This is a genomic window from Lawsonibacter hominis (assembly GCF_014287895.1).
GTDB lineage: Bacteria > Bacillota > Clostridia > Oscillospirales > Oscillospiraceae > Lawsonibacter_A > Lawsonibacter_A hominis.
The window spans coordinates 1-25,227 of sequence record NZ_JACOPP010000018.1; the positions used below are offsets into that span (position 1 = coordinate 1).

The window sequence follows — 25,227 nt, forward strand, 5'->3', positions numbered from 1 at the left end:
ACAAAAAGTACATGAATATGAAGCACCTGGAGGCTGCCGTTGAGGACGCCTCCATTGCTGGCTGACTTCATTCATTCCAGAGCCTGCAAACCAATTTGCGCAAAATCCTTGACACTACCTGTGCGGCGGCTTTTCGTTCGGCTCGCTTTAGCCGGAGAGTTTAAACGCCGGCAAAGCTTGCTTTTTCAACAACCTTTAAGCCTCCGCCCCGTTTTCAGGGGCGGAGGCTTCTTGCCCGCCGCGGCGGATGCGGGTGCTATTCCTTGTGGTCTTCTACGATGGCGCCGCTGCGATAGGCCCACAGAAGGGCCATCAGATCGTCGATCTGTTCCTGGAGCTGGCGGCCAATATCGGTACCGGCGATCTTCATACGCGACTCCAGCCGTTCGAATACGGCGGAGCTGGAGGCGATGTCCTGGTTTTCCCGAATGGCGTTGGCACGCCCGGAGAAGGGCTCATGCGAGACCAGCCGGAAGCAGGCGGAGTTATAGATCAGGGTATACCCTGCGATCCCCGTAGTCTTTTGATAGGCCTTACAGAATCCGCCGTCAATGACCAGCAGCTTGCCCCCGCCCTTGATCGGGCTCTCCCCTTTCTTGGACTTAACGGGGATATGGCCGTTGATGATGTGGCAGTGCTCGCCTTCCAGGCCGAATTCCTTCAGCAGTGCATCGCACACCGACGGATCATTGTAGAACCGATAATAGGGATTTTTGGGCTCGGTCCAAGTGGACTCGTCCAGGATCAGGCGGCGTTCAAACGTGGTCATCCGCTCCCGGCCAAAAATGGGGCTGTTGCGGCCCGCCCATAAAAACCAGAGGAAATCCATCCCAAATTCCCGCTCCGCCGTGCCCTGTTTGCTGTAATAGGCGCGGCGGGCGGTCAGATCGGCATAGTCCAGGAAGGCTTTTCCGGAGAGCGCCTCGCAGCCGATGGAGAACTCCATCTGTGCCCCCTGCTCCGTCATGGGGATGCAGCCGTGCAGGAGCAGGTTCCCATTGAAGACCTTGTACAGGCTGCCCTTGGAGTAGAGGAAGCGGATATGCCGCTGAAGCTTCTCACTGTGACGGAAGGAGGCGGTGAGCTGATCGATCAGAGCGGCCTCCTCCCCCGTAAGAGCATAGGGATCGGCCCGGTCCACGGTGGGGAAATCGGTATCCTCCAGGGGATAGGTGACGCCCTGAAGGGTAATGCATTTCCCCTCGTAGTCGATCTTATCCAGCAGCAGCCGGTCGGCCATGCCGAAGCTGGGGTTGCGCAGCAGCTTTTGCCCTTCCAGCTTGAAGAGAATGATCGTGATGGCCTTGTGCATCCGGGCAGCCAGCAGTTTGTCTTTTTCAGTGTAGTGGGAGGCGTCCTCGCCGGTCAGCTTGACTTCGAAGCAGTGTACGTCGCAGTCCCGGTATACCTCGTTGGCAAAGACCGACAGAGGGCGCAGGGAGATGCCGTAGCCGGTCTCGATGACTTCCAGGTTGTTGTAGCGCAGGGAATTGGCCAGCACGGTGGCCACCAGGGTGCGGGAGCCGGAAGCGGCCCCCATCCAAAGGATATCGTGGTTGCCCCACTGGATGTCCACGCTGTGGTAGTCCATCAGGGAATCCAGGATGATGTCGGCGCGGGGACCGCGGTCAAAGATATCGCCCACCAGGTGGAGATGATCGACCGCCAGGCGTTTGATCAGTTCGCACAGCTGGATGAGAAAGCTGGAGGCCCGGTCGATGTCAATAATCGTGGAGATGATATTCTCATAGTAGTCCCGTTTGTCACTGTCCTCGTAGTGGGTGTGGAGCATCTCGTCGATGATGTAGGCGTACTCGGGCGGCATGGCCTTGCGTACCTTGGAGCGGGTATACTTGGAACTGACCAGACGGCAGACCTCGATCAGCCGGTGGAAGGTGATGCGGTACCACTCCCGCATATCCTGGGTCTCTGCTTCGATCGCCTCCAGCTTTTCTCGGGGGTAGTAGATCAGGGTGGCCAGCTGATCCCGCTCGGCCTTGGAGACGGTGGTGGAAAACAGATCGTCCACCTTTTCCCGCACCACGCCGGAGGCGGAATTCAGAATGTGAAGGAAGGCTTCATATTCCCCGTGCACGTCGGAAATAAAATGCTCGGTGCCCTTTGGAAGATTGCGGATGGCCTGCAGATTGACGATCTCGGTGCTGGCCGCCTGTACATTGGGGTACTGCCGGGCCAGCATCTTGAGATAATGGAGGTCTTCCGAGCGGTAAGGCTTTGTCGGCTGCATAGAATCCCCACCTTTCCTATTCTGGGCCTATTATCCCACGATGTACCGGACCTTTCAAGTAGACGTTTCAAAGAAAAAGGGAAAAGCGGGAGACCTTTGTGCTATACCAAAGATAGAAGCCGGGATTCCGGGCCGGGCGTCTGCACAACAAGCCGCGTGGGTACGCCGTATAAGCGGCATGCCGAACAAGCAAAAACGAGTCCGAACGCGGCGCAAGATGCCAAAGGGGAGGGCGGCCTTCGAGGAGGCTGCCCTCCCTTTTGGGTGAGCGGACAGAACATCATGCCAGTTCCATTTTAACGAAGGGATGAAGGGTCACACAAAACGAGGATATGCCCGTCTGTTTCAAATGCACTTTCTCACAAATTCGACGGGGTGCTGAATGATCTCCGAAACTTCCTCAACAGAAAGGCCCTGAGACAAATAGCGCCTTGCGATCACTTCCATTGATTCACCAATTTCGATCATATGAAAATCGGGGTCGTAGATTCGGACCACTCGTTGCTGCCATTCGTGCTTTTTAGGGGGATGGACAAGCTTGACTTCCTTATGCTTTTCCAAAAGAAGCAGGAAGTCATCAAAATTTTCCACCTCAAAGTACAATTCCATGTTGTTTGAATGTCTGACAACAGAAGCAGGGTCAATGTCCGTAAGCCATGCAAAATCTTGCTGTATTGCAAATCCGCCGCTAAAGGTCACGTTCTTGCCTAAGTCCAGAACGACCTCTTGTCCAAAGAGCTGCGTGTAAAATGCTTTTGATGCTTCGACGTCTTGCACGGCTAACAGCGGCAAGCAAAATTTCATTTCATCCGCCCCCGATTCCATCCATAATTTACTGTTATTCTATCATGATTTCAGGAAAAAAAAGACATGCCTTCTCCATAATAGAAGGTATGTCTTTTTTGTAACATCAAAACGCTGTAGATGTCATGTTATCTCCGCAAAACTCAAATTATTTATTCTTGTTTTGATGAGTCAACTTCCGATTCGGAGATACCCCCTTCAATCAAATCGGTTATCACTTGATTGAGTTGGGCAGCATTCTTTTCCGTAATAACAGGGACACCTGTTTGCAACTCAATAGCCTTTCGGGCATCTCCAGCGACTTTACCGCCTGCACGAGCCACTTCGATATTATCAGAAAAAGATTCCGGTGCTTTCTGCTTGGAAATTTCTGTGGTCGTAGCCTCGGCCAGCATATTCAGAACCAATTCCAGTGTAGTCATATTGTCCCGCAGGTTTTCCTTTTTCAGCCCCTTGAGATTCTTATACTGTCTGGTGGACATCCCGGACCATGCTCGGGATATCTCATCTGTAAGAATGGCATACTCAATGCCCTTTTGAACACCACGGGCATCCCATTCATCGGTCAGCTCTTTGCGGACCTGGATCGCCTGCAGTCGCTGATTGATCCATTCACGGGTATAGCCTTTCTTCAGATAGGTTTCCAGCGCCCGTTCAATGGTCAGTTCCGGATCTATCGTTTCTTCGATTCGCTCCCGACCAACCTGTGCCAACCATAGCTTAAACGGCTCAGCTTTGGGAGATGGTATGGACTGGATGATACGCAGAAGCTGTTCCGTATCTGCCACATCAGTATTATACCGTTTTCCATCCTTTGGGGACCTCAATTTCAGTTGCTGACAATTTGTCAGCAACTGATCTGCACCTTCTTCTTTAAGGCGTTGTTTCAACTTTGCCCAGTAGTTGCTTGCGCCACGCTGATCCGGCTGATCGGTCAAAACTGCAACGACATCAACAACAGAAAAGTACCATTCCTCTTTCTCCTCGTCCCAGGCGGTGCGGATGCGCTTATCTTCAAAAAGCTGAATCTTATCCTCTTGCCCCATTCATATCACACCTCTTTTCTTCAGCAAATCATCAAGCAGTCTCTGACAGCCTTCCATAACATCCCGCCAGGTCGCATCGAAGTCGCCGGTGTACCACGGGTCGGCTACCTCTCCGGGTCGGCTTGTAAAATCCATCAAAAGGTGCATTTTGTCGGCAAAGTCGCCACCACAGATCTGGTACATACTCCGGATATTGGCGTGATCCATACCGATCAGCAGGTCGTACTTGTCGTAGTCGCTGTTCTGGAGCTGCCGTGCTGTTTTGCCGGAACAGTCGATTCCATACTCGGCCAATTTCCGGCGGGCAGGCGGGTAAACAGGATTTCCGATTTCCTCGGTGCTGGTAGCAGCTGATTCGATCTGGAACTCCTGTGCCAGACCAGCTTTCTTCAACATATCTTTCATCACAAACTCGGCCATCGGGCTTCTGCAAATATTCCCATGACAGAGAAAAAGTATCTTGATCATTTTCGGAACTCTCCAATTGATTTTCTTCATGATCAGTATAACATGGAACCTCAAATTCGTCGAGCGTGAGTTCCTGATGAGCACATTCCTGGATAGCGTTCTGAAGTGCGGATTTTGACCATCCGTACTGTTTTGCGGCCAGCAGATACCAGCGTCGCTCCGCCATGTTCAGGTCCGCCTCCAGAATCACAACATTTTGTGTCCAGGAGATCTCTGCGGCGAGTTTCAAAAGTTCTTCGTTTTCACCATACATCCGGTAAAAATCACGCATCCTCCGCAGATTGCGCGGGGAGAAGCCAGGGACATTCGGATACTGTTCAGACAGGTATTTGGCAGCAGCAACCGCAGCACCCTTTTCAGAACGACCACATACAATTCGGCCTAATTCGCAGTATAGTTGCACTTGAGAAAAGTCAGCAGTTACTGCTGCATCCAAATCCGCAAACATAGCAGAATAGTCGATGTTTTTGCGAGTGTTCATAGTTTCTCCTTTCTGATAAATTATGCTTAACCGAAAACAGGCCAAAGAGAAACGCAGGATATTCCTGCACTTCTCTTTGGCCTGTTTACACCACCCGGATCATCTGTTCCCAGAGAAGAACGAATCGGTCATCCAGGATTTTGTTGTCATGATAGTGTCCGAACAGCCAGTAATGAAACCGGGTTCTTTCTTTGACTTCTTCCAGATAATCTGTCAGGGGATCATGGGCATATCCTCCTGCGCCCAGTTGGTCTACAATACTGCTGGGAGCACAGTGGGTGATGATATAGTCCACTTCATGCCGGACACGCTCCAGATTGTTTCGGGCTTCTTCATATTCCGCAGCACTCGGAAGCTCCTGTTTCCACCAGGAACGATGGTTTACACGGAAACTGACCCCCATCCTGCGGAGTGTACAGTACTGTTCTTCAAAATCTGGAGCGTAGGGATTCAGTACACCGTATTCCATATCGTGGCTCCTTGCTCCACCCATAGTAAAGAATGTGTATCCCTGCAGTTCAAATACCTGTCCCCGCATCAAGTGGATCACATGCGGGCGGATGCGCTGGACTTTCCCACCGTTCCATTCCTCGACAGGGTATTTCTCCAGCAGATCAAAGTTCTCGTGATTGCCGCTGACAAACAGCACGGTGAAGGGTAAGGATTCCAGCCAGTCCAGGTTCCGATTATCTTTTTTTCGCCCGTCCCACAGACCACCAAAGTCGCCGCAGATGATCATGTAATCCTCTTTGGTCATTTCAGCTTGCTCCGGGAAGTATTCGGGCTGAAACCGCTCGAAATTGCCATGGGTATCGCCGGTCGCACAAATCATATCGTTCACCTTCTTTTTCTCATTATATCATATCCTGCTCCACTTGAATGCCCCCACGCAGGATCACCGTGATATGTTCCGCAGAGACGACCTTCACCGTATCCACCAGCTGTCGGATGAGGGTTTCATCCCATTCCTGGATCTCTGCAGATACGCCCTCCATGACCGCGGCAGCTTCTTCGATCCGTCGAATTGCCTGCGTATTACTTTTTCGCTGTTCTTCTATGGCTTGCCGTTTTTCCTTCAGAACAGCGGCCTCGTCCATAATTTCCTTGAGCTGGACTGTATAGATGGATGGATTTTCTGCATGAGCGGCTTTTGCCACCAGAGTCCTTGTCAGGTCATTCAGCTCATCCAGCCGACTTTCTATATCTGACAGGCTCATGCTCTCGCCTGGAATCGGTGCCAGCACCTGTTCCATAGCTCCGGTGATTTTCCGGATGAGTGTGCTTTTCCGGCTCATTGCAGAGTTGATTGCTGCGAGAATCGACCGCTGAAGCTGATCTTCATCGACTGATGGCGAGTTGTGGCAATATTTTGTTCCATAGTCCAGTCGGCTGACGCAGCGCCATACAACCCGTTTTTTGCCCCGTTTGGACCATGTGCATCGGCGGTACAGTGTTCCACATTCTCCACATACAAGCCGCTCTGAGAGCGCATATTTGCTGGCATAGGAGGTCATTCCCGTGGGAGCATTCTTTTTTGAAGGACTTTTTCCTGCGTTGCGCCTTGCCATTTCTGCCTGTACCGCATCGAATGTCTTTCGGTCCACGATCCCATCATGATGGTTTTCCACCAGGTACATTGGGAGCTGACCTGTATTGCGGATTACCTTCCGGCTGATACAGTCACTGATGTAGGTCTTTTGGAGCAGGACATCACCGCAATATTTTTCATTGGTCAGGATGCTGCGGATCGATGATATGGTCCACTCTGCACCTCCTGCCACATTGGGGATCTGCTCCGATTCCAGCCAGTCTTTGAGCATCCGCAGACTGGCGCCAGTCAGGTACCGGTCATAAATCGACCGGACGACATCTGCCTGTTCCGGAATGATCTGGGGCATACCATCCTCGCCCTTCTCGTATGCATACAGGCGTTTGTACTGTATGATGGCTTTACCTTCCCGCATGGCCTGCCGCTTGCCCCAGCGGACATTGGCGCTGATGCTCTCACTTTCCGCCTGGGCGAAGGCGCCCAGCATGGTGATGAGGATCTCGCTGTCCGACTCCATGGTGTTGATGTTTTCTTTTTCGAAGATGACTGCGATACCCAATTCCCGGAGAGCCCGGATATAGTTCAGGCAGTCTACCGTATTTCTGGCAAAGCGGGAGATGGACTTGGTCAGGATGATATCGATTTTCTTACGCTTGCACTGGCGGATCATCTTCAGAAATTCAGGGCGCTTTCGGGCAGAAGTTCCTGTGATGCCCTCATCGGCAAAAATGCCTGCCATCGTCCAGTCCTTATTGCCCATGATTTTGTCGGTATAGTAGGTCTGCTGGGCTTCGTAGCTGGTGAGCTGTTCCTCGTCATCTGTAGATACCCGGCAGTAAGCGGCGACTCGCAGCTGCCGCTGGACAGCCTGCTGTGCTGTGCTCTCCACTTTCGCGGGGATCGTAATGACTCTGGGTGGATTGTCTCTCATTGTGGTTCACTCCTTCCTATGATTTGATTATTTTTCAGTCGTATGGCTATGGATTTATCACTGTATACACGGATTGCGGATACCGTGGTTTTCAGCAGTTTTGCGTCCAATTCACGCATGACCGGATGCTGGGCAAATATTCGCCGGAGCCGGATACTCTCATATTCATCTGCATCGATAGCACTATATTGTACAGAGGCAATGGAGCGGATAAGCTCTTGAGCTGCATCTTCGTCGATTGGCTGGCAGGATAGCACTGCATCCAATTGCCTTTGCAGTTCCACATTCTCGCTTTTAGGATGGGGCGACACCACTTGAATCCGTTCCGGATTGTTGAGCAGCATATTGAGCAGACCTAACACCTGCTGTTCTATCTGCTTCGTTTCTGTCCACCCACTGAGACGGCGAAGGATCTTCTGTGCCTCTGTAATATGGGTGGTCACTTGCTTGGCGTTGCGTTTTTTTATCGCACTTGTCATAGTTTCTTCCTGCAGGATAGCAGGATAGCCCTTGTCACCGATATAACGGCGATTCTCCAGAATCCGTGCTACCATATTTTTGTTCCAGACCCTTCCAACATCGTATGGAATCTTCTGCTCCCGAAGCCACTCAACCAGGCTGTTGTAGGATTCTCCGGCGATATACGCCTGGAAGACATGCTTTACCAGCACTGCCTCCGGTGGATGAGGTACGATTTTACCCAGTTCCATGTGATAGCCGAAGGGCAGTTTCCGATTTCCCATCAGCGCACCGTCCTTTCAATGGTTTCTGTAAGCTCCAATCCGTTTTTCAGGCGGAATCGAAGCTGTTCTTTACTATCCACAATAATCTTGTCAATCAGTTCACCGAACAGCTCTGCATCGAAGGCATCAAGGAAATCCGGCCCTGCTTCTAAGATATCCATCAGCTCCTGCGTTTGAGCGATGGTGTTGTCGCCATCGGAGGCTAACAGGCGTTCCTTTTTCAGCTTTGCAGCGCGGAGCTGTTCGGTCAGCTCATTGCTCTGGGATATAAAAATGTCAGGATCAATGAGGCCCTGCTGTTTCAGCGTGGTCAACATTTGATTCTGACTGGAAAGTTCAGATATTTGCTTGTTCAGCTCAATGACATCCAGACTCCAGAGCATTCTGCGGTTGCGGATCGTCAGGAGACTGGTGATCATCTGGGAGAGGATCGGCTCTCCATGGTGCTTGAGGTTATAGTACAGACGCAGGACGGCTTCCTCGATTTGGGACTCTGGTATCTGTTCCATGACACAGGCATCTTTTTGTCTGTCGTGTTTGCGGCACACCCAGTATGTTATGTCCTTTGACATTTTCCTTTTGAAGTATGTCCCACAGTTTCCGCACAGGATCGTCATGGTGAAGGGATATTGCTCCCGAGGTGAATGGGTAATTTTAGAGCTTTTCGCCTGATACAGCGCCTGCGCCCTTTCAAATATGAGCCTGTCCACAATAGGTGGGTGACTGCCTGCAATGTAGTACTGATCCTTATTTCCATGGTTTATCTTCTTTTTGACCGGAAGGGTATCAGTCGAATATCGTTTCTGCAGCAGGGAGTCACCGACATATTTTTCGTTTTGCAAGACATAGCAGACCGTTGTGTGCTGCCAGTATGGGATTTTATCTCTTGTGGGAATTCCTAAGCTTGTGATTTCCGATGCGATTTCTGTGGTGCTGTACCCAGCCAGGAACCTGTCGAAGATCAACCGCACGATTTGTGCTTCGGATTCTACGATTTCAAGCCTCCCATCGCACAACCGGTATCCAAACGGCGCCTTACAGGTAATGAACTTACCGCTTTGCATTCGTTTCTGATAGCTCCACCGCATATTACCTGAGATTGATTCGCTCTCCGCCTGAGCGAAGGCAGCGAATATGGCCGTCATCATCTCACCGGACATGGTGGATGTGTCGATATTTTCTTTTTCGAAGTAGATGCTGATTCCCAGCGCTTTCAGTTCTCGGATCGTCTCCAGACATTCTGTGGTGTTTCGGGCAAATCGGGAGATGGATTTCACCAATATCCGGTCAATCAGCCCTCTGTGGCAATCTGCCAGAAGTCGTTGGAAGTCCTCCCGCTTTTCAGCAGAAGTGCCTGTGATACCCTCATCTGCATAAATGTCCACCATGCTCCAGTTTTCTTTTCCGGAGATCAGGTCTGCGTAGTACCGATTCTGAGCGGCGAAGGAGTTGAGCTGGTCATCGGAAGCAGAGCTGACACGGGCGTAAGCAGCTACCCGCAGCTTGATGTCCTGCTGCTTTTCAGTAGCCTCTATCGTAATAACTCTGCACTGCTTTTCCTGCAGGGCCATACTTCCATCGGTCAGCTGCTTTTTCTCCATGTCAGTTCACCTCCTTACAGCAACAAACACTACCACACTTTTGCCCCAATAGCTATCACCAAATGCAACGAAAATCAGGGAAACAGAATGATCTCCACACCATCCTGCACAGAGAGGTAGCTTGCAATTTTTTGAGCCTCTTTTTCGGTGCATTTCCCAATCTGGACAAGGTTTTTAAGCAGCGTGATAATGCCACAGTAATCGATGTTTACATTCTGTACTGTCATAGTAATCCTCCCTTCATTTACGGTTTTACTGAACCTTGATACCACAAAAATAGAGGCCGCCCAATTTGGTTGGGGAAGCCTTGGCTTGCTCTACTACATTGCAGGCGACCTCCATTGCTTCTAATATCAAGAATTTTTGCCTGTATTCGACACTACTTCCCCAGGCAGGGCGGCAACATAAACTGTGCTGGCGCACATCACGGGAATCTCACCCCTCCGGGGAACGCCCGAAGCTGCGTACAGGAGTACCATTGTGGGCTGACGGGATCTTGGCGAAGCAGGGTGCCAATCCTGCTCTGGCCTGAGTGGGTATCGCTCTGCACCTTAATTGGCCGTCCTTAGATGCGGAAATGATCCGCACAGGTGGTCTTCGCGCACTCGGCCTGACGCTGGCTCCGTCAGCTGATGTATCTATGCTACCGGATATGACTGCCTGGAGCAGTATTTTTCAAGGTACTGTGAGATTTACTGATCTCACTAAGATTGTAACTCTGTGTGTTTCAGAATCACATAAACAGAATGGAAGGTTACCTACCCAAAATGGAAGGTTTTAGAGTTTTGCCTCCAATTCAGACAAAAATGCAATGGTCATTCGCAGGTTCTGCTTCTGATCCATAGCTTTAAATTCTCTCCCCGACAAAAGATAATCCAGGGAGACATCGAAGAATGCTGCAAGCTCCACAGCCAGTTCAACTGAGCCGGTCTGCTTTCCGTTTTCAATTTTCAGGATGTATGTACTGGTGATGTTCATTTTCTCTGCCAGCTGCTCCTGCGTAAGTCCTCGGCTTTTCCGTAAATTCTTGATTCGAGCGGCATAGCTATCTCTGTTGAAGCCCATAACACTTTCCTCCGTTTTCTGAAATTTGGATGAGACCGAATTTCAGTTCGGAGGATCACGGCACCCAACAGAAAGATTATCATTAAAAAATAAATTGCCGATCCCGTGCAAAAATGGAGAATCGGCAACCTGTGCTTGATCTGCATTAAGAAGTCCAGGGCGGGATACAGGGGCAGCAGGCGGAGGTTTTTCTTTCTTTCTCATATGCCCAGCTTGCGTACCCCGTTTTTTTCTTGACAGTCTTCCTCGTGCTGTCCTGAAAGCAGTGTGACTCGGCTTAACCAGATGGAACAACTTAATGCGGCAGCTGTTATCTGCCATGTTGCATTTCTCCTTGTCCACTTACGCGGCCGGCACACAGACAGCCAGCATCACCCCCTTAAAATTTTTGTTCTTCGGCAAATGCGACTGTCTTGCCGATAATGTAATTCAGTTTTATGTATCTCAGGCTTGTTGGTTCGTGCATCGCGATACATCTAACAAGCGAATTGTGTCGCATTCACCCGCAAAAAGATGTATTGTAGAATATCTTTGAGGTGAACTGCGATGTATGACTTCTCCTATCCATTGGGAAATGCGGTGAAGAGCACACGTTATCAGCGCGGTCTGACCCAGCTTCAGGTAGCAGACATGGCGGATATCGATGTGCGAACCGTGATGAATATTGAGAACTACAAGGCAAATCCCAAGATGGAGGTGCTCTACCCTTTGATCCGTGCCCTCCGTATTGATGCCAGAACCATTTTTAACCCTGAGTTGCAGCGCGAAACTCCCGCTCTACAACAGCTTCGGCTTATGATTGAGGAATGCAGTGAGCAGGAGGCCGAAGCGTTGATCCCGGTGGTGGAATCGGTCATTGCCGCACTCCGGACAAAGGACGCCATTGAGATTGGATGACTACATAAAAAAACAGAGCCTGCTTTTCCCCGACAGGGGGATCAGCAGGCTCTGTGCTTTAAGCATCCGGCTCGTCGCTTAATACCATCTTCAGTTTTACCACATTGACCATGAATTCCTTTTTACATTTTGGACAGTATAGCGGGAATTTTACTAAAACCGTTTCTTCATATACTTTGACTTTCGTTTCGCTGCCGCACTGAGGACAGCAGATCCATTTTGACTCATGCCGCATAGCAATCACCCATTTATTCGTAGTTACAAGTTAGATAATTGCAGTTGGTTTTTCTTCATTGATACCCAATCATTCTATGAAAACGCCGCCAATTTCGCCAGCAGATATGCCAGAGAACTATCATAGAAGACGAAATCATCGATCAGTCCGGCATTTTTTGCATCTATGACACGGCTGCATACGGCAGACTGTTCCGGCCTGACCAGAAGCAGGATCTTGAGGTCCTGTTCAACCTGCCGAAGAGGTTGGCAGATCCCGACCGCCTGATCCATATCCGCCTGATCCACAATATCCAATATCACCACATCCGCATGAAAGATATCAACGCCGACCACAGCCTGCGGATAATGGAGCTGGGCCGCCCACAGGAAGTCAAGCTCCGGCTTTGCATGGATGGCCGCTGACAACCCCTGTCCCAGCACCTTATTGGATGATATAAACAGCACTGTTTTCATGATCGGCACCCTCTATCCAATCCGATAAATACAGATGGTTTTCTGATCGCTCCCGCCTGCTCCGGCTTCCATGAGCCGAGCCTCCACAGCCGCGCCGCCTGACTCACGCCCAGGGGTCGGCGGACTTGGGGGTACGGACACCGGTGAGCAGGTATTGCTCCCAGAGGAACCACTTCCCATCGCTACCCCGCTGTCGGAGTTTGATGGGGCGAGGGCTGTCCGCGCCGCCGCAGGGGATAAACAGTTTCATATAGCCCTGCTCCTCACCGGAAACATGGTTGCTTTCCACCCGGATGGTATAGGGCTGGTTGGGTGTGTAATTGTTGTCGGGGGTAGAGCCGGCAAAGTAGGTGAAGGGAAGGTAGGTCTTTCCGTCACGGAAGCGGTCGTTTAAGAAGGAGATCTCCTGTCCGCTCAAAGGACGGGGCCCCCGCAGCCAATTCAGCATATCCGTGCCGATCTGCCGGTCAGCGGCATAGGCGCACAGGGCCAGCACGGTCAGCGCCGCCGTCTGAAAGGGTGTGTCAAGGGCCGCCTCCGGGAGAGCCTGCATCTGGGCAAGGCTTTCGGGGAGGGCCGCGAAGGTAAAGGTTTCCCGCTTGTTTCCAATGGCTGTGGCTGCTGTCGCCGCGGCATCCACGGCGGACTGCTTTAGCCTGTCAAAAATACTCATGCAAATACTCCTTTCACGCCTGTCCCACACTCGTGCGCCTGATGTTCTCTCAGCCATAGGCGCGTATCAGATCCATACAGGTCATGCCCTCGCCAAAAAAGGGCGGACACACACCGGTTTCACGATCCTGCTGGATATGGAGAGATTCGCCGGAGGGGTCGATCAGCACCGGGAAGCTGCCGCTCATGCGGGTGCCCGCGCCGTCCGAGAGGTCCAGATGCAGGCAGTCGCCCTCCATACGCCAGATGCCGGAATACGAGTACGCATACTCCTGCCCATCCTCCGGCTGATGGTAGAGATCGATGCGTCCGGAATAGTCCGGGTCGCTGTCGCCCCAGCCGAACTCTATGTACCAGTGCTCGCAGGTCCAATTTGTGTAAGCCAGCCCCCAGTCTGTGGGCGGCAGCCACCAGTCGTCCCCGGACGGCTCCCAGTCCTCGGGGTAGTCCAACCCGGTCACATAGCCCCAGATGCCGAAATCCATCAGCGTGGGAAGGTAGTTCTCCCCGGTGGGCACGATGGGAATGCCGTATTCATCGGTCAGCGGGAGCCACTTCATCTCCACGCCATCGTTTGTCACAAGGACGATCTCCGTGTCCGGTTCATCCCGCCATTGCTCATAATTTACGAATATCAGTACAGGCTGGGCACACTCCTCCCGGTAGAGCACCTCACCCGGTACAGGCCAAACGCCGTTACCGAGAGATTCCCAGGTGACATGGTTCACGGCAAGGCTGGTATTCTCATCCCGGGGAACGATGCAGAATAAATCCCCCCAACCTGCGCCGAGGATACGTTCGGCCGGTATATGCAGTAGAAACGGCATCGCCTCGACCAATCCGGCACAATTCTCCACCAGCCAGTCCGACAGTGGGGTGGAGTCCCCCTGCTTCCTGTATCCCAGATAGGCGACCGCGCCGGCGTACTGGTCATCGTATGCCATGGCGTCATACAACAGGTTCAGGGACTCCTCCGCCAATTCCGCCTCCACTGTTTCTTCCCCGCTGCCGGAGAACACACCCACCCCGGAATCTTTTTCTCCCTTGCTGCCGGAAAGTGTGCCCATCGCACCGTCCGTTTCCGTTTCAACGGGCGGTGTGTCTTTTCCTCCGCAGGCAGACAGGCCAAGGGCCAGCGCCATGCACAAAATCGCCGGGAGAAAGCGGCGCCGGAGCAAATTCTTCATTATCCGGCCTCCTTCTCAGAATTTCCCGCTGCGGCCGCTGCCGCCGCCCCCGCTTTCGCTGTAGGTGCTGCCGCCGCTGCCGCCCGAGCTCTCTTTCTGGATCTTGGTGCGTGTTTCGGTGGTATGGGTGTACCGGTCGTACTGCTTTGTCAGGTGTAAGCCGCCAGCGGTGAGGTACGCATCGGCTTCCGCCTTTTGATGGACGGACTTCATCTTACGCAGCAGCCACAGGCAAACCGTCCCCGCGGCCAGACAGGAGCATCCTGCTGAAATGACGAACCAGATCCAGTAAGGACGGCGCACCGGCTTGCCGGCGTCGGCTTTCGTCAGATATTCCTCACAGGCGTCTAAGTAATTGGAAATGCCGCCATACCAGTCGTCTTCCCCAAAATCACCCAGGAATTGCTCCTCCAGCTTCTCCTTCCCATATTCATCAAAGGCATACTCGGCGTATTCGCCGTAGACGAACATGGCATAGTTCCGCTCGGCCATGCTCAGGAGCACGATGATGCCGTCCCGCCCGCTGCCCATACCGAGCTCACTGCCGTGATAGAGCTGATAGGTGACCTCATAGATACTGCCGTTTCCGAATTCCGTGTAATCATCTACAAGAGCAAAATAAACGCCGCAATCCTGCTTTTGGGAAATAGCTTCGGCCCGAGCCTCCAGCTTTTCCCACTTCTCATAGGGAAGAAGGTCTGCAGCATCAAATACATACTGCATCGTGACGCTGCCCTGCACCGGTTTTTCCACACCGGCATCCTCGCCGGAGCCGGCCGGCGGGCAATTTGTGAGGATGTAATCCTCCGCCGTTTCTGCCATGGCGTCCACTGCCTGGGTCAGCGCCACGGCGCTCATGGTCATGTCCTCGCCGTTCCACGCCCGCGCCGCCATATAGGGCTGTACCGCATCGTAGACGGCGCCGGACAATTCCTGGCCGTTGCCCCGCTCATCGCTCAGTCTGGCGTAGACGCACCAGTCATTTTCGTCAACCATCCTGTAGGTATCCCCATCCTGCGCTTCCAGCAGAATGGTCAGCGTAACGCCCTCCTTGTGCTCGCCATAGCCGTAATCATATTCCTCATAGATCCCCGCGGCGGCGTCGCCAAGTCCGTCATAGCTGTTTTGGGTCAATACATCCACCCGCAGATCAAGGCCCAGCGCCTGGGAGAGCTGGGGGAGGGTCTGTTCTCCCTGCATGGTCAGTTCCTGCGATCCCAAGGATTCCGTTTCGTCATAGATCACGCCGTACTCCATTGCCGCCATTGCGGGAGTGCAGAGGGACAGCGCCAACAGGAACGCCAGCGCGAGAGCAGTATATGCTTTCTTCATATCCGGTCCGCCTCCTTTCTCACGGCAATAGGACCAGCGCCGAACTGATCACAGACAGGGGGACGGCGATGGCGGCAAACAGCCCCCAGAACTTCCCCCAGCTGACCGGCAGGTCGCCCACCAGCTTTCCGGTCTGTCCATTCATGGCAAAGAGGAAGTCCTTCCCATGCCACTTGGTATTCAGCATCCAGACGGGCATCAGGGCGTAATGCACCTTGCCCCTGCGCAGATGAACGCTGCTGTCTCTGAGAACGCAGAGGTCATAACGCTTCACTGTGCCGCGCAGCGCGGAGGCAAGGGTCCCCTCACAGCGCTGATCCGCCCGCTGCCGGCTCTGTTCCACCGTCACATCGAACTTATCGGCCAGGAAGCCGGGGAGATACGCGGTGGAAAAGGGCTTCAGCTCTTTGTAGTCATAGGGTTCAATGGAGTCCATGTGGCCGTCCGGCATCTTGCTGGAGGCGTCCACCGGCACCTTCTCAAAGGTGACGGCTCCGGCCCGGTAGACATCGTAGTGTTTCGTCTCCGTGATCTCGTAGTCGCCGGAGCGGTATGTACGGGAGCGGGCAGCCTCATAATGGGCGTCGCCCTCCGCCTCGCCGTCGAACATCCAGAAGGGAACATAGATCCCCCGGATCTCCTGCACATGATTTTCACCGGTAAAGCTTTTCGGCAGGAAAAACTTCCCTTTGTAGTGGGACTTGAGGGCCTTTACCGCATCCTCCTTGCTCAGCTTGAACGGAACGATGAAATCCGGCCGCAGTGCCCCGGAGAACTGGCCCGGCACCACGGTGGGGTTCCCGCAATAGGGGCAGGAGGTCGCCGCCGTGCTCTCCTCGCAGATGAGCTCCGCGCCGCAGCTGGGGCAGCCGTAGGCCCGCATACCGTCGCCCTCAGCCCCCCAATCCTCGCAAAAGTCAGAGGTGTCCCATGCGCCTCCATCCGCGGCTGGCGCGCCCTGCCCGGCGCCGCCTTCCTCCGTCGCCTGCTGGGCTTCTGCCGCCTTTTTTTCTTTCTCTGCGTAGAGCGCCTCGATCTCCGCCACATCATAACTGGCGCCGCAGTATTCGCACTCCAACCGGCCGGACGCACCGGAGAAATGCAGCGGTCCCGTGCAGCTGGGGCATTGATAATTTGTTACCTGTGTTGGCATCTGAAATTCCTCCTTCCCATGCCGGCGCTGTAACGGTCTATACCGAAACAGGCCGTAATCCGCAGAAGATCAGCCGAGCGGGTCGGTGAGCAAGCTGTCCAGCGTCAGGACGCACAGCTGCGCGTCGTACTTCGGCATAAACGGCAGGCTGACTTCGTTCTCCCCAGCGCCGATCACCATCTCCTCGCCGCTGGGACTCATCAAAATCGGATAAGTCTCCGAGATATAATACGGGCCGTCTGTGACGCCATAGTTATCACCGCCAACAAGGGACAGGCTGACGGTCACATAACTGGGCCCATCCATGACGGATGTGGTCGTCCAGAAACCGCTCCACACCTCTTCCCACGTCGTTTTAGAAGGATCGGCACCCTCGTATTCCCAATACAGTTCGACCGTTCCTCCCATCTCATCCTCGGGAAAGAACCACAGGTAGTAATTTGCGATACGGTCCGTATCCCATGCCGCTGCCTGCGTTGTCCAGCTGCCGCCAAGCCCGGAGGCATAGACGCCGCTCCAGCCGTCTGCCAGCCACGGTGCAAGCTCGGAAGGAACGCCCTGCCAGCCGTATTCCGTAAAGTCGAAGGAGAGGTAGTCTCCGTTTTCCGAGAAACATGGCACGATGTGCCCCGTTGATGTATAGAACTGCGGCTCCCACACGCAGCTGTTGCCTGCGTTGTCTACGATCTGAACCTGTATGTAGGACAGGTATGCGTATGCATCGTCCCCGCCGGCTGCAAAGATCAGCAGCGGATCTCCAACTTCAGACCGATAGAGAACCTCGATGACCTCTTCAGTATCTGATTTCGAATCCCACCGCATGAGATTGACGGAAACCGTGGCATTTTCATCAAGCGGCACGAGACAATACAGATAATCATCGTCCCCGATGGTATGCCCCGTATCGATTTCGGAAATAAAAGGGTATTTCTGCAGCGTCGCTTGGTCTGTTTCTGACAGCCAATCTCCATCAGACGCTTCTCCGGTATAGCCCAGGAAGGCCGCGCCGAACATGGTCTGCGGAAAAGCCATTCTCTCCCGCAGCCAAACAAGAGATTGTTCCGCTTCCGCGGAGAATCCGGTCGGTGTCGGCTGCATATCCGATCCCCCGGCCCCCGGGCGCAGCTTTTCCGGCAGTTTCTGATTGGGCATACCAGACAGCGTCTCACCATCGGCGCTTCGATTTGGTTCGTCTGTTCCCGCTTGCTGTTTTTGCGCGCAGGCACAGAGAGACAGCATCAGAACCAGTATTAGAAAAAATGCGATCACTCGTTTTGATGTCCTTTTCATAACTGCTCCTTTCAAATGTCACTGCTCCATACCATTGCGCAAATGGGGATCGTTCCCGCCCCAAATGGGGCGGGAACGATCCCCATTCTGGTGTCATCCAATGCTGTCCGGCATAGGCTCCTCCGCATCGATCAGAGGCAGATACCAGCTGTCATAGAGATTGGGCAGATCCTCCTCATCCACATCCACCCAATAGGTCCCCCACGGGCGCAGGTAGATATCATAGTGGAATGCATCTCCGCCGTTTTCGTAATCACCGTCAATGTGGATCATGTCCCCATAGTCCACCAGTCCCGGGTCAACGATCCAGTCCCCGTGCTCCAGCGCAATATCCGTGAAGGCACCGCCCTCGGATGTCATGGTGCCATATATGCTGGTCCCATCATCACTGAGGCTGACCGATGCGGAAACCATCGGTTCCGACTTCGTGTAGTCCTCATCCCAGAGGGTGACAGTGCCCGTGCCGTCCCCGCCGATGTCAATGGCGCCGCAGATGTCCCACCAGGCGCCCTCCAGATCCTCGTAATCGCCCGAGCAGCCGGTCATGATCCACCAGCCGTACCAGTCGCCGTTCCACCAGTCCAGCAGTATATCTCCGGTCCCAGTATCCTGACCTGTACCGCTTCCCGCCGTTTCCCGGCTGAGTGTGGACGGATCGACGGTGATCTTACCGGTTTTGTCGCCGAATGCCTCCTCAAAGGTCACCTCGACCTTGCTGGTGGTATCCGCCAGCACAAAGGCGGTGCGGAGTTCAAGGGTTTCACCCGGCGCGACATCCGTAAATTGACTGTCGATCACCGTGTCGTAGGAGTCGCTGTCCGTAAAGACGGTGGCGACGGCCAGCTCTGCGCCGTTCTGCATCGCTGTTTCAGAGATGGACCAGACATAGGAGCCGCTGTCCTTGCTGTTGTTGGTAAAATCCAGCGTCAGGACCAGCGCGTCGTTTCCATCTGAGTCCTCCATGATGCTGGCCCCCTTGTAGAGCAGCGCATAGTCCCCGATCTGGAGCGAATTGGACTCTTTCGGGTCGTCCTTGCCGCAGGCGGCCAGACTGAGCAGCATCGCCGCCGCAAGCAGGACGCAGAATAACCTCGTGCGTTTCATGTCAGATCCTCCTTAAAAGCCGCTGAGTTTGAATGCCACCAGTTCCATTGCGGACTCGTCCGCTCTGTCTTCGGTCATAATGGCAAGGATGCTGCCGTCAGCCAGCTTCGCGCCGCCGCAGAACCAGGGATAGTCCGTGCCGAACAGGTCGCCGTCATCCGCCTCGCCGAGATAGGTGCCGTCCTTGGTCCAGAGCACCACCTCACGCATATTTCCGTCCAGGGCCAGATAGCCATTTGCGGTCTGCGTAATAAAGGTAATGCTTCCCAGGCCGCTTCCGTCGGAATCTGCCAAAGTCATTTGCAGCGCGCCATTGCTGTCATAGACAAACACCTTGTGACCGCTGCCATCCACGGCAGACCCGCAGACATAGATGTGGCTGTCGTCGATCAGCAGGTGACTGAGGATGTCCACTTCCTGGAATACCATGGGCTCCGTCTTGAGGGCTCCGCCGGAGAGCGTGATCTTTTCACATTCCGGGCCGGAGAACCAGCTGACGCCCCAGGTCCCGGATGGGTGCATGGTGACGTGATCCGGGCCCTCATAGGACGCCGTCTGTGCGCCGTCCTTCCAGCTGATCAGCGGCTCCATAAAATTCGCCAGCCAGAGGGTCCCTGTGGTGTCGGCGGAAATATCCTCATATTCCGCGTCCAGCACAATATCCTCCGCAAAGTTCAGAGATGCGCCGTCGTAATCGAAGCGCTTCAATTCTCCGTCCACCAGAAGGTAAGCCTGATCTCCTGTGACAGCAGCTGCGTGATTGAAGGTCTCCTTTGTGATGATGCAGTCTGTAATAGGCAGCCACTGGCTGCTGAGCGTGTGCGTCCCCACCATGACGCTGCGGGGCTGGGCGGAAAAGGGCTCACCCTCCCAGTACCAGGGGCCATCCTCGTTTCCGGTATCCTCCAGATGGATCGTCAGGCCGGAGAGCAGCTTGTCTACACGCTCATCCTCGTACTCGCCGATGATCTCCATAAATACGGTGGCTCCCGCGCCCTCCACCCGGTTCATATACCGCAGGCAGGGGGAGCCCCAATAGTTTCCTTCTGCTTTGAGGCAACCGATGCCGCCGACGGGAGTAAGATCATAGGCCTGATCGACTGCATATTCGTACTCGTCAAAGCCGTAGCTGGTGAGATAGTCCCGGAAGGTATACGGATCTTCCACAGAAACGCGGATCTCCGCATCGACGATGCTTCCATCCTCGCCTTCCTTGGGAAGCGTCAGGATGATCTTGGAGGATGTTTCATCGTCATGAAGGTCGTCCTCCTCATAGACCCAGCCGTCCGCCTCATCGTAAGTAAGATCCCACAGATTTGTATGGATCGTTGTTCCGCTTCCCGCTTCCACAGGAGGCTTTGTCTGCTCGGTTCCTTCCGATGTCGAGCTGGGCTCCGGGTTGTCCTTGCCGCAGGCAGTGAGGCTGAACAGCATCAGCGCCGCAAGGAACAGGCACGACAGCTTGAACTTGGTTTTCATGGCCATTCTCCTCTCTGTCCTTTCTTATTTTTTGTTGCTGAAAAACGGCGTCAACAGTTCGGCCACCTTGCTGATGGGCATGGTCTGCAGGATCACCTTGCCGGGTCCCCGGACAACGGTATTGAAAATACCCTCTCCGCCCAGGAGCATGTTCTTTGCGCCCTTGACCGGAACCACATCCATGGTGCAGCTCTCCTCCATAGCCGCCAGGTACCCCGTGCTGACCAGAAGCTCCTGTCCGGCGCCCAGGTCATATTCTGCCGCGTGACCGTCGATCTCAATAAAGGCGATCCCGTTTCCGCTCAGCTTCTGCATGATGAAGCCCTCGCCGCCAAAGATGCCGGAGCCCAGTTTTTTCTGGAAGTGCATGGATAGTTCCACACCCTCCTCAGAGGCAAGAAACGCGCTTTTCTGCACGATCATGGACCGGCCGGCACTGATGTTCAGAGCCTTGATGGCCCCGGGAAAGCTGGAAGCGAAGGCGATGATCCCGTCCCCGCCCTCCGCAGTGAACTTGTTCTGAAATGCGGAATCGCCGGACACCAGCCGCCCCAGCATCTTCTTCATACCGCCTCCGGTGGTGGTCTCCATTTTCATATTTGGGCTCATCCAGCTCATGCTGCCGCTCTCCGTGATCATGGATTCGCCTGGGGACAATTCACATACGACGACCGGCAGATTTTCTCCTAAAATTTCATACTTCTTCATGGTGAAGCTCCTTTCATTTTCGTTGTTTTCTATTGCTCCAAGGTATTCTTATCCGTTGATTGCACCGCCGCAAAACTCGCAGCAGCCGCTGGCATCCGGTGTGGTGGTCGCCCCGCAGTACGGACAGGTCACCGCCGCCTTGGGTGCTGCGGCCGCGGCCGCTTCCTCCCGCGCCTGCTGCCGGACCTGCAGCAGCGCATCCCGGATCTCACAGCCCATTTCCTCATATTGCCGGTATTCCACGCTGGAGCGCACCTCCTCCGCGTTGGAGGTCAGGGAGCCGCCGCCCATTCCGCCGGCTTTAGCCCGGAGACCCCCGCGGGGTCTGCGCATGGCGTCGGGTCCATCCAGCAGTGTTTCCTCATCGTTATCCACTGAGCTGCTGTTGAGCTGGAAGCGGATCTCGCTGAAATAGGGATTGTTGACGTTGATCACGATGTAGAAATCGTAGGAATAGGCATACCGTTTGGGATTGAAGCTCTGCCGCTCTCCATCCTTATCCCTGTATTCGATCTCCGTCCTGCGCTCGTCGATGTCCAACTTGCAGCCAGTCACATCGGAGAAGGACAGCACATCCGGATTGGCCTCCTCCCAATTTCTGGCGGAGGTGACCATAAACAGACCCGCATCCTCGTCCAGCAGCACCTTGGTACGCTCACCCAGAGTACGGGTGGTGCGAAAAGAGGATACCTTGGCTTGATTGGTCTCCCGGTAGGCCAGCTGCTCCTGAATCTCCGCCACCGTGCTCTGGCGGCGGTCGCTGAACCAGGGGGAGAGCTTGGCGGCACATTCCTTGCACAGATTGCCGTCCTCCAGCTTGCGGTTGCCCAGCAGCCCGATCTCGCCGCCGCAGACCGAGCATTCCTTTTTATCAAATAGTTTTCCAAAGAGCCCCATCATCTGCACCCCTTTCTGAAGCCGCTTACGCGGTGCCCTTCATCTGCATGGCGCCGTAGACATACAATCCCGGCAGCAGAAGGTTGAGCACCAGACTGGTGATGCTGAACTGGCCTCCGCCTACAAAGCCGATGATGATGGAGATGATCGCTAAGATCGCAATGATAATGCCCCATTTGACGCAGGAAGCGGCCTTCTGGGGTGCGCTGCAGGCCCCGATGCCCTTAATGCCCGCGATAAACTGGATCACAGAGGCCACAGTCACAAGAATGGAGCTGGCATAGAGCAGGCCGGTACCCTCCGCGCTCCCCGACAGGGCTGCCAGGGCGCTGACGCCGAGAATGGCGATGACGCCGGCGATGGCGGCGATGATGCCGCCGATGATCATGAGAATGGATGTGACTTTCAAAATCTTCTGACCTTTCATTTGTAGTACCTCCTATGTTCTGTTTTTATGGATCGCTTTGCGTACTATGGCTGTTCATCCAGCAGGCACAGGGCCAGCTCTGTAAAATACGCCCGGAGCTGCTTCGCTGTTTCCTGATCCAATTTCTTCTGCTGCTGTTTGCCGTCAGAGTAATAGAGGGTGCAGGCCGGCTTTTCCGAGCTGCCGTCCGGCTGCTGCTCCAGACGGATCTCCTCCGCAAACGCGGTGAAGGCATCCCACTCCTCATCTGACACGGCCCAGTCACTCCAGATCTCCTGCTTCCGACCGGACGGGGTAAATCTGGCCCGGAGGATATAGGGGGCGTCCTCTCCGTACACAACAGACGGACCCCGGTCGAATTGGAAGGAATAGTCCTTGGAGAAGAGAGCCCCGGACTGACCCATATAGAAGCCGCTCAGCTCCGGCGTGGCATAGCGGGGGATCTCCCGTCCAATGGGGTCGGCCAGCTCCTCCAGCAGAGCGATCAGCGTATGGATACGGCGGTCGTTTGGCGGATCATAACGGATGCTCCGTGTTCCGTCTTCTGTGCTCCAGGTCAGGATCAGGCTGGTGGAGTCCCCGCCATCCATGACTTCGATCCCCGGTGGCAGCTTCACCTCACGCCGGTTTTCCGGGATGGGCTCCATCAGCGGGTAGAGCTCCAGAATGATCTGCTCCACATCCGACCACTGAGCCGCGGTGATGGGGACATTCTCTTTGGTGGACGGATGATACCAGTCCTCGTCCTCCGCCGTATCCGGAGCAAGGGCCGGATAATAGCTTGTTTCCAGAATGGCCTCCGGCGAAAGCGTGATGGCAAAATCCGCTCTGGCAACCATGCCGCTGGTGTGGCTGTATGTGACGCCGGTCAAGGTACCGGGCGGCACGGCAGATTTCTTCTGTATGGATGAATCACCTCCCTGATGACCTCTGAAACAATATCCCGCAGCCGCCAGAAGCAGGAACAGACCTACAACAGAAAATACGGCGGTTTTTCTTCCACGGGTCATCCCTGCACATCGCCATCGTCAAAGGGATCGCCGCACTCCGGGCAGAACTTGGGCGGATGGGCGGGATCATCCGGCTCCCAGCCACATTTGTCGCATTTGTACTGGGGTACGCCAGCGGGCTTTTTCGCCCCGCACTCCGCGCAGAATTTCCCTTTGTTCACCGCGCCGCAGGAACAGGTCCAGCCGTCCGCTGCGGGCCGGGGCTTGCCGCACTCTGGGCAGAATTTTCCGGTGACGGCTGCACCGCAGGTACACTGCCAGCTCTCTGCTGCCGGCTTGGGCTCCGGCTTTTTGCTGCCGCAGTTAGGGCAGAAGCTGCTGGTGATGCCGCTTTGTCCGCAGGCGCAGGTCCAGCCAGGGGCGGCAGGCGGGGGCGTGGGTACAGGGGCGGGGGTGGGCTGAGCCTGCTGCTGTGCGCCCATCTGATAGAGGTTCTGGGCGTTCATGCCGCCCATCTGTCCAGCCATCCCCATGCCCATAAAAGCCATAGCGGGACCGGCATTGGGGTTGCTGGCCGCGGACTGCATGGCGCTGGCCTGTGCGCCTACCAGATGGGCCGCCGCCCGGGTGGGGTCCATAAAGGCCGCGTTGCGCTGCAGCTCCTTGATCATCTGCTCGTCTTCCTCGTTGGCCTTGACACTGGAGACGCCAAAGGAAACGATCTCCATGCCCCGCAGGTCCCGCCACCGGGAGGAGAGCTGCTCGTTGAGGGCTTCTGCCAGCTCCAGGGTGTGACCAGGGAGAGCGGAGTAACGGATACCCATTTCCGAGATCTTTGCGAATGCGGGCTGCAGGGCGGTGAGCAACTCCGTCTTCATCTGCCCCGCGATCTGCTCGGTCTTAAAGTCCTCGCTGACGTTGCCGCAGACATTGGTATAGAACAGCATGGGGTTTTTCAGGCGGATGCTGTACTCGCCGAAGCAGCGGATGGCGATATCGATGTCGATACCCGCCCGCTGGTCCACCACCCGGAAGGGGACGGGGCTTGGGGTTCCGTACTTGTTGCCGGTGAGCTCCTTGGTATTGAAATAGTAGATGCGCTGGTCCTTGGGGGCCTCTCCGCCGAAGGTGAAGCGCTTGCCGATGTTCTGGAACACGCCCTTGATGGATTCGCCCAGATCGCCGGAGAAAAGGCTGGGCTCGGTGGACATATCGTAGGTGTACTCACCGGGCTCGGCGCACAGATCCACGATCTTGCCCTGCTCCACGATGAGCATACACTGGCCGTTGGCCACGGCGATGACAGAGCCGTTGGTGATGATGTTGTCATCCCCCTTGGTGTTGCTGGAGCGGCCTGTGGCCTTCTTCTTTCCCTTTACCGCCAGCACATCCGCGGGAATCGCTTCGCAGTAGAAGAATTCCTTCCACTGGTCGGCCATCACGCCGCCGGCTGCGCCCAATGCAGCTTTGATCAGTCCCATAATGCGATCTCCTCTCTTGTTTTA

The 25,227-nt window shown here is 54.6% G+C and carries 26 protein-coding genes and 1 pseudogene; 1 reads left to right on the forward strand and 26 read right to left on the reverse strand.

The features are described from left to right. Positions 1-256 precede the first annotated feature (256 nt). The 12 genes and pseudogenes from H8S57_RS11980 to H8S57_RS17120 all read right to left on the reverse strand — a co-directional run bounded on the left by H8S57_RS11980 (position 257) and on the right by H8S57_RS17120 (position 11,257). Positions 257-2,248, reverse strand: coding sequence for a fructose-1,6-bisphosphatase (locus H8S57_RS11980; protein ID WP_186908292.1), 1,992 nt, complete (start codon positions 2,246-2,248; stop codon positions 257-259). Between the two features lie 345 nt (positions 2,249-2,593). After that, positions 2,594-3,052 carry a VOC family protein gene (locus tag H8S57_RS11985; protein WP_186908293.1) on the reverse strand — a complete coding sequence of 153 codons (459 nt, stop codon included), beginning with the start codon at positions 3,050-3,052 and terminating at the stop codon, positions 2,594-2,596. Between the two features lie 152 nt (positions 3,053-3,204). Beyond that, positions 3,205-4,098 carry a BRO-N domain-containing protein gene (locus H8S57_RS11990; RefSeq protein ID WP_186908294.1) on the reverse strand — a complete coding sequence of 298 codons (894 nt, stop codon included), beginning with the start codon at positions 4,096-4,098 and terminating at the stop codon, positions 3,205-3,207. Next, the gene (locus H8S57_RS11995; RefSeq protein ID WP_186908329.1) at positions 4,099-4,566 is read right to left on the reverse strand and encodes a low molecular weight protein-tyrosine-phosphatase; all 468 of its coding nucleotides are present in this window, start codon (positions 4,564-4,566) and stop codon (positions 4,099-4,101) included. A gap of 85 nt (positions 4,567-4,651) precedes the next feature. After that, positions 4,652-5,047, reverse strand: a pseudogene (locus H8S57_RS18070) (DUF1016 N-terminal domain-containing protein); the annotation flags it as partial. An 85-nt stretch (positions 5,048-5,132) separates the two neighbouring features. Next, positions 5,133-5,879, reverse strand: coding sequence for a metallophosphoesterase family protein (locus H8S57_RS12005; protein WP_186908330.1), 747 nt, complete (start codon positions 5,877-5,879; stop codon positions 5,133-5,135). Positions 5,880-5,901: 22 nt separating this feature from the next. Continuing rightward, entirely contained in the window at positions 5,902-7,527 is a 1,626-nt protein-coding gene (locus tag H8S57_RS12010; protein WP_186908295.1) for a recombinase family protein, read from the reverse strand. After that, complete coding sequence (locus tag H8S57_RS12015) at positions 7,524-8,237, reverse strand: recombinase family protein (RefSeq protein ID WP_186908296.1); 714 nt, start codon at positions 8,235-8,237, stop codon at positions 7,524-7,526. The genes H8S57_RS12010 and H8S57_RS12015 overlap by 4 nt, the downstream gene beginning before the upstream one ends. A gap of 32 nt (positions 8,238-8,269) precedes the next feature. Next, entirely contained in the window at positions 8,270-9,871 is a 1,602-nt protein-coding gene (locus H8S57_RS12020) for a recombinase family protein (RefSeq protein ID WP_186908297.1), read from the reverse strand. A gap of 74 nt (positions 9,872-9,945) precedes the next feature. After that, a complete protein-coding gene (locus H8S57_RS12025) occupies positions 9,946-10,098 on the reverse strand; it encodes a hypothetical protein (RefSeq protein ID WP_165366523.1) in 153 nt (50 codons plus the stop codon). Positions 10,099-10,648: 550 nt separating this feature from the next. Next, positions 10,649-10,936 carry a helix-turn-helix domain-containing protein gene (locus tag H8S57_RS12030; RefSeq protein WP_116721491.1) on the reverse strand — a complete coding sequence of 96 codons (288 nt, stop codon included), beginning with the start codon at positions 10,934-10,936 and terminating at the stop codon, positions 10,649-10,651. Between the two features lie 42 nt (positions 10,937-10,978). Then, positions 10,979-11,257: a hypothetical protein gene (locus H8S57_RS17120; RefSeq protein ID WP_207723788.1), complete on the reverse strand. Its 279-nt coding sequence runs from the start codon at positions 11,255-11,257 to the stop codon at positions 10,979-10,981. 225 nt (positions 11,258-11,482) lie between these two features. On the opposite strand from H8S57_RS17120, the gene H8S57_RS12040 reads away from it, so the two are divergent. Next, entirely contained in the window at positions 11,483-11,833 is a 351-nt protein-coding gene (locus H8S57_RS12040; RefSeq protein ID WP_186908299.1) for a helix-turn-helix transcriptional regulator, read from the forward strand. Positions 11,834-11,891: 58 nt separating this feature from the next. On the opposite strand, the gene H8S57_RS12045 is transcribed toward H8S57_RS12040, so the two are convergent. The 14 genes from H8S57_RS12045 to H8S57_RS12110 all read right to left on the reverse strand — a co-directional run bounded on the left by H8S57_RS12045 (position 11,892) and on the right by H8S57_RS12110 (position 25,203). Continuing rightward, the gene (locus H8S57_RS12045; RefSeq protein ID WP_186908300.1) at positions 11,892-12,068 is read right to left on the reverse strand and encodes a cysteine-rich KTR domain-containing protein; all 177 of its coding nucleotides are present in this window, start codon (positions 12,066-12,068) and stop codon (positions 11,892-11,894) included. A 74-nt stretch (positions 12,069-12,142) separates the two neighbouring features. Continuing rightward, a complete protein-coding gene (locus tag H8S57_RS12050) occupies positions 12,143-12,523 on the reverse strand; it encodes a hypothetical protein (RefSeq protein ID WP_116721486.1) in 381 nt (126 codons plus the stop codon). A gap of 103 nt (positions 12,524-12,626) precedes the next feature. After that, on the reverse strand, positions 12,627-13,196 hold the full coding sequence (locus tag H8S57_RS12055; protein ID WP_186908301.1) for a DUF6935 domain-containing protein: 570 nt from the start codon (positions 13,194-13,196) through the stop codon (positions 12,627-12,629). 49 nt (positions 13,197-13,245) lie between these two features. Then, the gene (locus H8S57_RS12060; RefSeq protein ID WP_186908302.1) at positions 13,246-14,382 is read right to left on the reverse strand and encodes a hypothetical protein; all 1,137 of its coding nucleotides are present in this window, start codon (positions 14,380-14,382) and stop codon (positions 13,246-13,248) included. A 15-nt stretch (positions 14,383-14,397) separates the two neighbouring features. After that, entirely contained in the window at positions 14,398-15,714 is a 1,317-nt protein-coding gene (locus H8S57_RS12065) for a TPM domain-containing protein (protein WP_186908303.1), read from the reverse strand. 19 nt (positions 15,715-15,733) lie between these two features. Next, the gene (locus H8S57_RS12070) at positions 15,734-16,867 is read right to left on the reverse strand and encodes a TFIIB-type zinc ribbon-containing protein (RefSeq protein ID WP_087347541.1); all 1,134 of its coding nucleotides are present in this window, start codon (positions 16,865-16,867) and stop codon (positions 15,734-15,736) included. A 69-nt stretch (positions 16,868-16,936) separates the two neighbouring features. Then, entirely contained in the window at positions 16,937-18,157 is a 1,221-nt protein-coding gene (locus H8S57_RS12075; RefSeq protein WP_186908304.1) for a hypothetical protein, read from the reverse strand. Positions 18,158-18,250: 93 nt separating this feature from the next. Next, positions 18,251-19,261 (reverse strand): DUF5067 domain-containing protein, encoded by a 1,011-nt coding sequence (locus tag H8S57_RS12080; protein ID WP_186908305.1) that lies wholly within the window; start codon positions 19,259-19,261, stop codon positions 18,251-18,253. 12 nt (positions 19,262-19,273) lie between these two features. Beyond that, positions 19,274-20,740, reverse strand: coding sequence for an NHL repeat-containing protein (locus H8S57_RS12085; protein ID WP_186908306.1), 1,467 nt, complete (start codon positions 20,738-20,740; stop codon positions 19,274-19,276). A gap of 24 nt (positions 20,741-20,764) precedes the next feature. Further along, positions 20,765-21,448 carry a TIGR00266 family protein gene (locus tag H8S57_RS12090; RefSeq protein WP_186908307.1) on the reverse strand — a complete coding sequence of 228 codons (684 nt, stop codon included), beginning with the start codon at positions 21,446-21,448 and terminating at the stop codon, positions 20,765-20,767. Between the two features lie 48 nt (positions 21,449-21,496). Next, the gene (locus H8S57_RS12095; protein WP_186908308.1) at positions 21,497-22,345 is read right to left on the reverse strand and encodes a DUF4428 domain-containing protein; all 849 of its coding nucleotides are present in this window, start codon (positions 22,343-22,345) and stop codon (positions 21,497-21,499) included. A 25-nt stretch (positions 22,346-22,370) separates the two neighbouring features. Further along, positions 22,371-22,772: a hypothetical protein gene (locus H8S57_RS12100; protein ID WP_087347549.1), complete on the reverse strand. Its 402-nt coding sequence runs from the start codon at positions 22,770-22,772 to the stop codon at positions 22,371-22,373. Between the two features lie 44 nt (positions 22,773-22,816). After that, a complete protein-coding gene (locus tag H8S57_RS12105; protein ID WP_186908309.1) occupies positions 22,817-23,644 on the reverse strand; it encodes a hypothetical protein in 828 nt (275 codons plus the stop codon). A 134-nt stretch (positions 23,645-23,778) separates the two neighbouring features. Further along, the gene (locus tag H8S57_RS12110) at positions 23,779-25,203 is read right to left on the reverse strand and encodes an SPFH domain-containing protein (RefSeq protein ID WP_186908310.1); all 1,425 of its coding nucleotides are present in this window, start codon (positions 25,201-25,203) and stop codon (positions 23,779-23,781) included. Positions 25,204-25,227: the final 24 nt, after the last annotated feature.